Genomic DNA, 12,837 nt, shown 5'->3' with positions numbered 1-12,837 from the left:
AGGGCTGTTTATCCCATGAAAAAAGGGGCGCAAAGCGCCCCTTCCAAAACCAACACTTGCGTTAGAACCGGAAAGTAAACCCGGCATTGATCCCGTTGTTGTTACCCCGGTTGGACAGCAAACCGCTGTAGTTCAACGACACCAGTGTGTCCTTGGTCAGGGCCATTTCCGCACTGGCCTTGATGACCGCGCCATCGCGGGCCACCGGCACGCTGTTGACCGCAAACGCATTGTCGCTGCCGGCAAACTTCAGCGAGGCATCGCGATCGGTATCGCCAAACTGATGCTCCCAGCCCAGCTCACCGCGCAACGTCACCGCCGAGGTGGAACTGACCGGCAGTTGGGTATGCGCGCGCAAGCCCAGGGTGGACAGCGTGGCGTCCTGGCTTTGCTTGCCGGCATGCAAGGCTGCGGCGCCGCCTTTTTCCTTGAACGAATCACTCTGGTAGTTCAGGTAGGTCAGGTTGGCGAAGGGTTCGAACTGGTTCCACTGGGTGTAACCGATCTCGGCAAACACCTGGTCGGTGCGCGCGTTGTAGTCGGCTTTGTCGTAGTCCGACTGGTTGGCGTAAGCCACGCGGCGCGAGCTGTCGATACGGTGCCAGGTGGTGGCGCCGCCCATGCGCAGAGCGATCGCGTCGAAGCGTTTGCCGCCGTAGACCGACAGGTGATAGTTGTCACTGTCCGCCGACGCCGATTCGCCATTGAGATGGCTTTGGGTGTAGCCGGTGGCGGCGCCCACACGCCAGCCGTCGCCGACCTCGGTGTCGAGGCCCAGTAGCACGCCACTGGTAGACGAGGAGTAACCGCTGGCGTTGTTGTCACCGCTGACGTTATTGCGCCCGCCCAGCAGCTGGACCCAGCCGCCGTTGTCATGGGTGTCGATCTGCGCGCTGGAATCCAGCGCCTGAGCCTGTTGCAGGCGGCCGTTCACCGCCTCACGAATGTAACGGCTGTCGGCCATTTGCGCTGCGGCCACGTCCGAGTGCAGTTGCCCCGAGAGTTGCTTGAATGCCGCTTGCGCCTGCGCCGCCGAGTCCGAGGCCAGCAGGCTTTCATACACCGGGCTGCCCGCGCCCAAGGCTTCGGCCGCCGTCGCCACGGCGCGTTCATTGCGGGTTTGCGCGATGCTGGCAAAGGTCGTCTGGTTACGCGCCACGGCCAAGCTGAGTTGGTTCGGCTGATAGCTCAGCTGAGTGCCGATAAACAGGTAGTTGGGCGTGATCGCTGCAAACTGGCCATTGATGCTCTGGCTGGCGGTGAGGATGTTGAACTGCTGGCCCACCAGGCTACGGGCCTCAGTGGCCGACAGCAGGTTCGGGCTGTTTTCCAGGGACACGGTCACCACACCACCGTTAAGGGTGGCGACGCCGCTGCTCTGGATCTGGTCGCTTCGCCCGTTCGGGCCGACCTCCACGGCGTATACCGAACCAGGGTTGAAGGTCACGTCGCCGGTGCGCAGCGTACCGATCGAATGGCCCGGTGCCACGCGCCCGCCGGTGTTCACGGTCAAGGCGCCCACCGTGCCGTTACCGGCCAGGGTGCCGCCCAACGTGGTCAGCACGCCGTTATCCGCATTGCGGGTGCCCACCGCGCTGCCATCCACGGTCACGGCGGAGGTCAACGAGCCGTCTACCGACAGCTTGCCGCCACGCACCCAGGTGCTGCCCGAATAGGTGTTCCGGCCCTCGAGCACCAGTTCGCCGTCGCCCGACTTGGCCAGGCTGCCGACGTAAGTCGCGCCGGTGAGCAGATCCTTGCCGCGTGCCAGCGTCGCCTGTTCCCGGGCGTGGCCGATTTCGTAGGCAAACTGGTCATCGTCAGAGGCATTGGCGGGCAAGCCGTTGAGCCAGCCCTTCTGTTGCTTGGTGGCGGCCCAGCTAGCTTGTTCGGCGGTGTCTTCGACCCGGCGGGCGCGGATCGCCTCATCGGAAATCGGATTAGCCCAGATATCCCGCGTGCCGGTGGGCAACGCCACTGCCATCGAACCGAGGAACTGCCCCGGCCCCTGCATGGCTTTTTGCAGGTTGGGCAAGCCCCAGCCGCTGACCACGCCCGGCACTTGCGGCGTGCCCGGCGCGGCGTCGTGCACAGGTTGCAGGTTGTCGTAGGTGCGGCCGCCGGTCAGGTCGCCCACCGGCGTATCGGGCCCATCCGGCGCCTGCAGGCTGGAGGTGGTCAGCAACACATCCCGAGCCTGGCTGGCGGTCATGTAGGGGAAGCGCTGAATCACCAGCGCCAGCGCCCCGGAGACGCTCGGCGCAGCGGCAGAGGTGCCGTTGGCATTGGGGATGATTTCCCCTTCAGGCCCGGTGGACGGAATGCCCGAAACACCCATCACACACCACCACTTCGACGTGCCGCAGCGGTTGTAGACCTGGGCGCTGGTCTCGTCATAGCCGGTGATCGAGAGGAATTTGCTCTCGATATCCGGCTTGAAAAACGGCAGGTTGGCGTTGGTGTCCGGGTTGGCACCGTGGCTGTCGTTGCCCGCCGAGATAATCTGGATAAAGGTGTTTTGCCGCGCGGCGTCAGCCATCGCGTCCATCCAGGTCTTTTGCCCGGCGTGGGCCTTGTCCCAGAACGGGCGATAGGCAGCGGTCATGTCGCGCAAATTATCAGCCGCGCTGTCGCCTACGTTGCCGAAGTGGTTTTCCACATCATTGCGCGAATTCTGGCCCCAGCTCTGGTTGACGATCGACACGTTCTTCGCCGCCAGCGCGTTGTAGCTGGCCATGAACGCGTTGTAGTCCAGGTCATTGGAGCCCTGGAAACGGTTGTCGTCAGTGCCGCCGGTATTGGCGACAAAGATATTCGCGTCAAACGCAATGCCATGCATGCCGGTGCCGTTGCGGCTGGCGCCCAGCACGCCAGACATCTCGGTGCCGTGACCGTCATTGATGGTCGGGTCGTACTCACCGGAAATACTGAAGTGCTCGCCCTTCTGAAACTCGCCATCGGGCGTGTCATGAATGTAACGCGGGTGGGTGGCGTAGTACTCGCCGGTGGAGGTTACGGCCTGCACGCGGTCCTGGCCCTGGGCATTCTTGCCCTGGAACTCGAAGTGTTCAGTGAGGATGCCCGAGTCGAGCACGCCGACGTTCACACCCTTGCCGGTCATGCCCAAGGCATAGGCGTAATACGCGTTGGTGCGATCCAGGCCGGAGTTGACCTGGGCTTCGGGGGTTTTCCAGGTTTGCGCGTTGGCGCTCCAGTCACGGGTGGCGCCAGCCCAGGATTGGCCGGCATTCAGTTGCGCGTTGAGGTTGCTGCTCACGCCAGGCTCTACGTAGGTGTAGGGCTTGGCCGCCGGCAGGTTGGCGATAATGGCCTTGGAGAAGTCGAGAATATTGGTGGTATAGCGCCCGCTGTTGCTGAACAGCCGGCTGCGGTAGTAATCCAGGCGTGAGGCATAGTCCAGTGGGCGTTTGGTATCGCCGAGCATGGCGCCGATGGTGAGGTTTTCCGGTTGCAGTTCATAGTTTTGCTTGAGGGCCGAATCGAACTTGCCGGACTGTGCGGCAAAGTCCTTGGCCGCAAGGTCGACGATATCGGCGTAGGCGAATCGCAGGTTTTTATACACATCGGTGTTGGGGCCAAACGAGGCAACGGCTTTTCTGAAGGCCGACTCCAGCACTTGCGACGTGTAGGGGTTGGCGTCATCGGCCCAGGCCACGGAGCCTTGGCCCAGCCACAGGGCCAAGCCGAGTGCGATAGGTGTGAGGGGTATCGATTTGGAGCCTGTAGCGCGCTTGCGTTTTTGCGACAAAGTGAAGCCATTACCTGCTGCGTCCATTTTCCTTTCCCTTTGAATATGTGCTTCGTCAATGAGCGATGTATCGGGCTTTTTGTAATAGGCAGGATCACGCGCAAGACCAACGCCGGGCCTTGAATAAATCGTCGAGTCAAAGCGATCGCGTTTCGACGGGGTGACGCAGTTTTCTTATAGTTTTCGGCGATAAAAAATGTAACAAAATAATTACAAAGCCTACAAGCACCCAGGACGCATTAACGAAGACAAATGTCGCCCATAACAAAAACCCCGAACTTCGCGAGAAATTCGGGGTGTTTTTTGGCATTTAGCCACTAACTACAGCATGGGTGATTACAGATGGGATTCGGCGTACTCGGCCAGAATCGAACGTGGCACCCCTTGCAGCGCGATGTGCACGCCGTTGGGGAAGTCTTTGAAGCGCTCCGTCAGGTAAGTCAGCCCGGAGCTGGTCGCGGACAGGTAAGGGGTGTCGATCTGTGCCAGGTTGCCCAGGCACACCACTTTGGAACCGGCACCGGCACGGGTGATGATGGTTTTCATCTGGTGAGGTGTGAGGTTCTGGCATTCATCGATCAAAATCAGGCTTTGCTGGAAGCTGCGACCTCGGATGTAGTTGAGGGATTTGAACTGCAACGGCACTTTGCTGAGGATGTAGTCGACGCTGCCATGGGTGTTTTCGTCATCCATGTGCAAGGCTTCGAGGTTGTCGGTGATCGCCCCCAGCCACGGCTCCATTTTTTCCGCTTCGGTGCCGGGCAGAAAGCCGATTTCCTGGTCCAGGCCCTGCACACTGCGGGTGGCGATGATGCGGCGATAGCGTTTGGTCACCATGGTCTGCTCGATGGCGGCCGCCAGGGCGAGGATGGTTTTCCCCGAGCCTGCGGCGCCGGTCAGGTTGACCAGATGAATATCCGGGTCGAGCAGCGCGTACAGCGCCAGGCTCTGATAGATATCACGCGGTTTCAGGCCCCAGGCTTCCTGGTGCAACAGGGGTTCCTGATGCAGGTCGAGGATCAGCAGCTTGTCGACCTGAATCTCTTTGATCCAGCCCACAAACCCCTGTTCGTCGATAATGAATTCATTGATGTGCACGGCCGGCAGGTTGTCGATCAGCTGTACCTGGTGCCAGGTGCGGCCATGGTCCTGACGGGTTTCGACCTTGCTCACAAGGTCCCAGAAAGAGCCGGTCACGGTGTGATAACCCCGCGACAGCATCGACACGTCGTCGACGAGCTGGTCGGTACTGTAGTCCTCGGCAGCGATCCCACACGCTCGTGCCTTGAGGCGCATATTGATGTCTTTGGTCACCAGCACCAGGCGCAGGTCCTTGTCGCGCGCGTGCAGGTCGATCAATTGGTTGATGATTTTGTTGTCGTTGAGGTTTTCCGGCAGCAGGCTGTTGGGCTCGCTGCGTTTACTCATCAGAATCGACAGCAAGCCCTTCGGCCCGCTTTTGCCACGCTGGATCGGCACGCCGACTTCAACGTCCTCGGGCGAGGCTTCACCCAGGGTCTTGTCGATCAGGCGGATCGCCTGGCGGCATTCGGCAGCCACGCTGTGGTGCCCGCTTTTGAGTTTGTCGAGCTCCTCAAGCACGATCATCGGGATGGCGACGTGGTGTTCTTCGAAGTTAAGCAGTGCGTTTGGATCGTGGATCAATACGTTGGTATCAAGCACATAAAGGATTGGCTGGTCGGAAGAAGGGTTACGTCCATGATCATCCATACTCGGTCACCTTTGTGGGAGCCATTCGACGCAATACCTGGGCGGTGCTGCGCCTCGATTCGACCACCGACTGCACCTGAGTGACGTCAAGTGCAGTGCCCACATGAGGAGTCTTGAAAGACGCCACCTGTGTTGCAGGGTTCGGCGATCTGACTTCGTAATACCGCAAAACCCATGACAGGAAAAAGCACTTTGACGCTTTTTTGAAGTTTATTTTTCAGGATGACGAATAGCACTAGCCGAGTCCCAGTGACCCCGTTAAAGTCGGAAGTCCGCCTGCATCGAAATGTCGCACAAAATCACCCCTGAAGCCCCCAATCCCTAACAGGGCCGGGCACTTCAGCGAAATGCCTCCCGGCAGTCCTGCCACCCCAAGCCACTTTGCGCCGTTGCCTGCAATAACATCGGCAATGCCACCCGCGCCTTGTCCTGGGTGTCGTGAAACACGATCACGCCCTTACGCCACAACAGCATCAACGTCAGCACCCGTTGCGCCGACTCATCGGCCTTGAGTTTGCCCGGTTCGTCCTGGGAGTCGATGTCCCACAACGCCACCTGCAAACCCTGGGACTGGAAGAAACCCTGGCTGTCGGCACGTCGCTGGCCATAGGGCGGGCGAAACAGCGGCACATAGTTTTCCGGCATCAGGTTCTGCACCAGCGCGGCGCTGCGGGTAATCGAGCTTTGCCACTCGACCCAATGGCTATGGGACCGGTATTGCCAACCCTGGGTGCCCACGCACTGGCCTTGGTACAAGGCCTGCACGTCACTGCTGGAACTGCGCTCTACGCGGGTTTGCAAACTGCTGCCAAGGGCGAAGAACGTGGCGTTCATCTTCTGCTTGCGCAGGTAGTCGGTGAGCCAGTCGGTATTGCCGCTGACCGGCGCCGGGCCGCCGTCGAAGGTCAGCAGGAACAGCCGGTCGTTCAACTCGTCGCCATTGCGTTCGTGGTCACCAAAGCGCAGCACCTCGCTGCCGATCTGGGGGAACAGCGCGGCTTTGCGCAACAGTTCGTCCAGGTAGCGCTCATGGAAGTTATGGCTGGGTCCGGCCCAGCCTATATAAAAGGAGTTATCGCTGACCTGGAACTTGCCGGCCTGCTCGCGCAGATCGTCCATGTTCTCCACCAGGTAGCAGAACGAGGCGTCCTCTTCACAGCTTTGCTGGGCGGCCGTGTAGTTTTCCAGCAAGCGCTGCCAGAGCTGTCGACGCAGGTCGTCGATGGCGGCCAGGTTGATGATCTTCAGGCCAAGACGTTGTTTGAGGGCGGCCTCATCCTGATTTTCGCTGGCCAGCAGGCTATGGGAGAACATCAGGATTTCGGCGCGTGAGGCGACATCGAACAGTGCCGGGCTGCTGAGCTTTTCGGGCCAGGTGCCACGGTCCAGGCTGGCCACATCCACCGGCGCGGCGTGGGCGTTCAGGCACAGTAAGCAGGCTGACAATAAAAGTGCTAGGCGCACGCAGGGTCTCCCTCTCCAGAGTTACCGCCCATCATAGCGGATCGTGCCTATCGCCATCATAGGTGGAGTCAAACCACTCAACCCCCTAGAATCCCTGCCACGATTACAGGAGCCAACTTCATGCTGATGGTGATTTCCCCCGCCAAAACCCTCGACTTCGAGTCAAAGCCGGTCACCCCGCGCTTTACCCAACCGCAATACCTCGACCACTCCCAGGAGCTGATCGAACAATTGCGCGAACTGAGCCCGGCGCAAATCAGCGAGTTGATGCACGTCTCCGACAAAATCGGTGGCCTCAATGCCGCCCGTTTCGGCAGCTGGACCCCGGCCTTCACGCCGGCCAATGCCAAGCAGGCGCTGCTGGCATTCAAGGGCGACGTGTATACCGGCCTGAATGCCGAGACCTTCAGCGATGCCGATTTCAGCTACGCCCAGGACCACCTGCGCATGCTCTCGGGCCTCTACGGCCTGCTGCGCCCGCTGGACCTGATGATGCCGTACCGCCTGGAGATGGGCACCAAACTGCCCAACGCCCGCGGCAAAGACCTCTACGCGTTCTGGGGCACGCGCATCAGCGAATGGTTGAATGAAGCGCTGGCCGAACAAGGCGACGACGTACTGCTCAACCTGGCCTCCAACGAGTACTTCTCGGCGGTCAAGCGCACAGCCCTGAACGCACGCATCATCAACACCGAGTTCAAGGACCTGAAGAACGGCCAGTACAAGATCATCAGCTTCTACGCCAAAAAGGCCCGGGGCATGATGAGCCGTTTTGTGATTGAAGAGCGCATCAATGATCCTGCCAAGCTCAAAGCATTTGATGTGCAGGGTTACCGCTTCAATGCGGAGCAGTCCAAGCCGGATAATCTGGTGTTCCTGCGCGATCACGCACCGGAATAGGGCCCGCTCTCACGCTGTAGTTCAACTGTGGGAGCTGGCTTGCCTGCGATAGCGGAGTGTCAGGTTAAGAAATACTGACTGATCCACCGCTATCGCAGCGATGCGGCGACCCGACAAGCCAGCTCCCACAGTTTTGTCTGCATTCCACGCCGAAAAAGTCATTTATTTGACGTCAAAAAATAAGCAGGCAGATTTCTAAAGAATCTTTCACTCGACATTCGTCATTTTTTTTCGTAGTGGCACCACTTTTTTCAAACACTAGTGGCACAAAACTATCCCCTCTCTTCAACTCCCCATAACCACTCGCCCAAATAGCAAGTGCTATCAATATAGTACCAGTGCCATCTTTTCTAATATTTCAAGAAATTTCCGGAAACAGGATGAGCGGCCAGGAACTTCACCCTCAAGCACCGCTCATACCACCGGTAACGAAATTCTCTGTTGCTGTAAGAGATGACTTACATGACCAACCCACGGAAGTAGCGAAGTTGTCATATTTCAACTTTGACTCAGGAGTCATATTGCCAATTGATCAGTTGATAGCGGCGACAAGGATGAATTGCCACGCACTATAAGGCCAAGCTTCCCCTAATGGGTCAGTGAGACAACCCAAGGCATTGATTTTCAAAGGCTATCAGCCTCTATCAAGGCCCTGCGGCACTGACGCCAGGCCCTTCTCCCAGGAAGGCCGGCTGCATTTGAGGGCAAGCTCCAATAACAAGGCCACGTTGCGCACACCTTGGGTGCACTTATTAGTCACTCGTCATTAAACATGCCTGCACGCGGTAAGTCGGCGTCTATTCGCCCAACTTTCGCGGCATCAGTGACGCTTGCAAACATGAACTCCAGCCATCTAATGGCCTGTATTAAACAAAGAGGTAATTGCGATGCGCATCAGCATATTTGGTTTGGGTTACGTTGGCGCAGTCTGTGCCGGTTGCCTGTCTGCCCGTGGCCACGAAGTGGTCGGCGTAGACATCTCCAAGGATAAGATCGACCTGATCAACGCGGGTAAATCGCCGATCGTTGAACCGGGTCTGGGCGAACTGTTGAGCCAAGGCATCGCAAACGGTCGACTGCGCGGCACTACCAACTTCGCCGACGCCATCCGCGATACCGACCTGTCGATGATTTGCGTGGGCACGCCGAGCAAGAAAAACGGCGACCTGGAACTCAACTACATCGAAGCGGTATGCCGCGAGATCGGTTTTGTCTTGCGGGACAAAACCACCCGTCACACCATCGTGGTGCGCAGCACCGTACTGCCAGGCACCGTGGCCAACGTAGTGATCCCGATCCTGGAGGACTGCTCCGGCAAAAAAGCCGGTGTCGACTTCGGCGTGGCGGTGAACCCTGAGTTCCTGCGTGAATCCACGGCCATCGCCGACTACGACTTGCCGCCGATGACCGTCATCGGCGAATTCGACAAAGCCTCCGGCGATGTCCTGCAGTCGCTGTACGAAGAGCTCGATGCGCCGATCATCCGCAAGGACATCGCCGTCGCCGAGATGATCAAGTACACCTGCAACGTGTGGCACGCCACCAAGGTCACGTTCGCCAACGAGATCGGCAACATCGCCAAGGCCGTCGGCGTCGACGGTCGTGAAGTGATGGAAGTGGTCTGCCAGGACAAGACCCTCAACCTGTCCCAATACTACATGCGCCCAGGTTTCGCCTTCGGCGGTTCGTGCCTGCCCAAAGACGTGCGCGCCCTCACCTACCGCGCCAGCTCGCTGGACGTGGAAGCGCCGCTGCTCAACTCGCTGATGCGCAGCAACGAGTCCCAGGTGCAGAACGCCTTCGATATCGTCGCCGGCCACGACAAGCGCAAAGTCGCCCTGCTGGGCCTGAGCTTCAAGGCCGGCACCGACGACCTGCGCGAAAGCCCGCTGGTGGAACTCGCGGAAATGCTGATCGGCAAGGGCTTTGACCTGAGCATCTACGACAGCAACGTCGAATACGCCCGTGTCCACGGTGCGAACAAGGACTACATCGAAGGCAAGATCCCCCATGTGTCGTCGCTGCTCAATTCCGACTTCGACGACGTGATCAACAACTCCGATGTGATCATCCTCGGCAACCGTGACGAGAAATTCCGTGCCCTGGCGCACAACGCTCCCCACGGCAAACAGGTGATCGACTTGGTGGGCTTCATGTCCCGGGCCACCAGTGTCAGTGGCCGTACCGAAGGCATTTGCTGGTAACAGCAACGGCAAGTTTCGCGCTGCACGTGTCCTGATCCCCAGCACGTGCAGTGCGGAGCCTTCTTCACCTTCGGATGACGCTCATGTCCAAGTTAAAACACGTACTGCTCCAATCCGCCGGCTGGCTGTTCTTCCTCAGCCTGCTGATGGGTCTCGCCCTGCTGCTGCCGGCGAGTACGTTCGACTCCGAGTCGAAGAATTTTATTTTCCTGATTGGCGCCGTCGGCATCTGGCGCTACTCGATGGGTGCTACGCATTTCTTTCGCGGCATGCTGTTCCTGTACGTGGTCTACCCGCACTTGCGCCGCAAGGTGCGCAAGCTGGGCAAGGCTGCCGACCCGTCCCACGTATTCCTGATGGTCACCAGTTTCCGTATCGACGCGCTGACCACCGCGCAGGTCTACAGCTCGGTGATTCGCGAAGCCATCGAGTGCGGCTTCCCAACCACCGTGGTGTGCTCGCTGGTGGAGATGTCCGATGAGCTGCTGGTGAAAAGCCTGTGGGAACGCATGAACCCGCCGGAGCGCGTAAAACTCGACTTCGTGCGCATCGCCGGCACCGGTAAACGCGACGGCCTGGCCTTCGGTTTCCGCGCCATCTCGCGCCACCTGCCGGATGACCGCGCCGTGGTGGCGGTGATCGATGGCGACACCGTGCTCGCCGAAGGCGTAGTGCGCAAGACCGTGCCGTGGTTCCAGCTGTTCGGCAATGTCGGTGGTCTGACCACCAATGAATTCTGCGAAGTGCGCGGCGGCTACATCATGAGCGAGTGGCACAAGCTGCGCTTCGCCCAGCGCCACATCAACATGTGCTCCATGGCCCTGTCCAAACGCGTACTGACCATGACCGGGCGCATGTCGGTGTTCCGTGCCAACGTCGTGACCGACCCGGGCTTTATCGCCGACGTGGAAAGCGACTCGCTGCAACACTGGCGCCTGGGCCGCTTCAAGTTTTTGACCGGTGACGACAAGTCGAGCTGGTTCAGCCTGATGCGCCTGGGCTACGACACCTTCTACGTGCCGGACGCCGCGATCCACACCGTGGAACACCCACCGGAAAAGAGCTTTATCAAGGCCAGCCGCAAACTGATGTTCCGCTGGTACGGCAACAACCTGCGCCAGAACTCCCGCGCCCTGGGCCTGGGTATGCGTCGGTTGGGCCTGTTCACCAGCATCGTATTGTTCGACCAGCGCGTATCGATGTGGACCTCCCTGCTCGGCCTGACCGTGGCGGTCATCGCCACCTTCAAATACGGCGGCGCGTTCATCCTCGCGTACCTGCTGTGGATCGGCATCACCCGCCTGATCCTGACCCTGCTGCTGTCGTGCTCCGGCCACAAGATCGGCCCGGCTTACCCGGTGATTCTGTATTACAACCAGATCATGGGCGCGCTGGTGAAGATCTACGTGTTCTTCCGCCTTGATCAACAGTCCTGGACCCGCCAGGACACCAAACTGACCCGCGATTTGGCCAGCTTTCAACGTTGGTTCAACACCTGGTCGTCTCGGACCATGACCTTCTCCGCCGGCAGCATTTTCGTCGCCGTGTTGCTGATGATGGTCTGACCCAGCCAAGCCTGAATTAACTAGGAAATCGAACATATGAACAGCCCAGTAAACGCCAACGTTGTCCACGAATCCGAAGCCCAGCGCCAACATGCCCGGGTCAAAATCCCGGCCAAGCTGCGTTTCTTCAACACCGACCGCACCCAGACCGAAGCACGGGTGATCGACCTGTCCGCCGGTGGCCTGGCGTTCACCGCCACCCAGCCGCTGACCGTCGGTGAAGTGCACAAGGGCCGCCTGCAGTTCGTGATCGATAACCTCGGTCTGGCGATGGATGTAGAGCTGCAGATTCGCTCCTACGACCGCCAGAGCGGCCGCACCGGTTGCCAGTTCCAGAACCTCGACGCCCAGGATATTTCCACCCTGCGCCACCTGATCACCTCGCACCTGTCCGGCGACATCGTGACCATGGGCGACGTGCTTGCCACCCTGCAACGGGACAACTTCACCAAGGCGCGCAAGGTCAAGGACGGCGGCAGCGGCATGAGCGCGTTCGGTCGCTTGCGCGCGGTGGTGTTCAGCGCCGGGATCTTCATTGTCGGCCTCGCCGCGTTCGGTTTTGTGTTCAAGTCGGTGTACGGCATGTACTTCGTCAGCCACGCGCAGGCGGGCCTGGTCAGCGTGCCCGGCATGAACGTGACCATGCCGCGCGACGGCACTGTGCAGAGCCTGCTCAAAGGCGACGCGGTTGCAGCCAAAGGCGCGCCACTGGCGACGTTCAGCACCAGCATGCTCGATGTGCTCAAGGGCCATCTGGACGAAGACCAGCTGCAACCGGCCAAGGTTGAAGAGCTGTTCGGAAAGCAAATGACCGGCACCCTGACCTCGCCGTGCGATTGCGTGGTCGCCCAGCAATTGGTCGCCGACGGCCAGTACGCCAGCAAGGGCGATGTGATCTTCCAGCTGGTGCCACGCGGCAGCCAGGCCAATGTGGAAGCGCGCTTTACCTATCGCCAGTTCGGTGACGTACGCCCAGGTACACAGGTGAGCTTCCAGGTCGCCGACGAAGAACAGCTGCGCACCGGCACCATCGTCAGTAGCACCAGCCTGAACAGCGCCGACTTGTCCTCCGACATTCGCGTGCAGATCAAGCCGGATGCGCCGCTGGACAGCACCTATGCCGGCCGCCCGGTGGAAGTCACCAGCGACCGTGGCCCTTCGCTGAACTGGCTGATCGATAAAGCCATGGCTCACGGTCTGTAAG

Annotated in this window: 7 protein-coding genes; 4 read left to right on the top strand and 3 right to left on the bottom strand. The window is 59.7% G+C overall.

Translation table 11 applies throughout. The features are described from left to right. Positions 1 to 61 precede the first annotated feature (61 nt). From BLV67_RS02245 to BLV67_RS02235, 3 genes are all read right to left on the bottom strand, one after another. Positions 62 to 3,796 (bottom strand): autotransporter domain-containing protein, encoded by a 3,735-nt coding sequence (locus BLV67_RS02245; RefSeq protein ID WP_069786119.1) that lies wholly within the window; start codon positions 3,794 to 3,796, stop codon positions 62 to 64. 309 nt (positions 3,797 to 4,105) lie between these two features. Continuing rightward, positions 4,106 to 5,500, bottom strand: a complete 1,395-nt coding sequence (locus tag BLV67_RS02240) for a PhoH family protein (RefSeq protein ID WP_012722339.1) — start codon at positions 5,498 to 5,500, stop codon at positions 4,106 to 4,108. Between the two features lie 339 nt (positions 5,501 to 5,839). Then, positions 5,840 to 6,964 carry a polysaccharide deacetylase family protein gene (locus BLV67_RS02235; RefSeq protein WP_069786118.1) on the bottom strand — a complete coding sequence of 375 codons (1,125 nt, stop codon included), beginning with the start codon at positions 6,962 to 6,964 and terminating at the stop codon, positions 5,840 to 5,842. Positions 6,965 to 7,084: 120 nt separating this feature from the next. On the opposite strand from BLV67_RS02235, the gene yaaA reads away from it, so the two are divergent. The 4 genes from yaaA (at position 7,085) to BLV67_RS02210 (ending at position 12,836) form a co-directional block, all read left to right on the top strand. Further along, on the top strand, positions 7,085 to 7,864 hold the full coding sequence (yaaA, locus tag BLV67_RS02230) for a peroxide stress protein YaaA (RefSeq protein WP_056858945.1): 780 nt from the start codon (positions 7,085 to 7,087) through the stop codon (positions 7,862 to 7,864). Between the two features lie 887 nt (positions 7,865 to 8,751). After that, complete coding sequence (locus tag BLV67_RS02225) at positions 8,752 to 10,068, top strand: nucleotide sugar dehydrogenase (RefSeq protein WP_065912575.1); 1,317 nt, start codon at positions 8,752 to 8,754, stop codon at positions 10,066 to 10,068. Positions 10,069 to 10,151: 83 nt separating this feature from the next. Beyond that, a complete protein-coding gene (gene alg8, locus BLV67_RS02220; protein WP_069786117.1) occupies positions 10,152 to 11,633 on the top strand; it encodes a mannuronan synthase in 1,482 nt (493 codons plus the stop codon). Positions 11,634 to 11,669: 36 nt separating this feature from the next. Beyond that, on the top strand, positions 11,670 to 12,836 hold the full coding sequence (locus tag BLV67_RS02210; RefSeq protein WP_065912574.1) for an alginate biosynthesis protein Alg44: 1,167 nt from the start codon (positions 11,670 to 11,672) through the stop codon (positions 12,834 to 12,836). The last annotated feature ends 1 nt before the right edge of the window (position 12,837 follow it).

The organism is Pseudomonas salomonii, assembly GCF_900107155.1.
GTDB classification, from domain to species: domain Bacteria; phylum Pseudomonadota; class Gammaproteobacteria; order Pseudomonadales; family Pseudomonadaceae; genus Aquipseudomonas; species Aquipseudomonas salomonii.
Note: the sequence above shows the minus strand (reverse complement) of the source record. Positions and strands in the feature narration are given on the sequence as shown.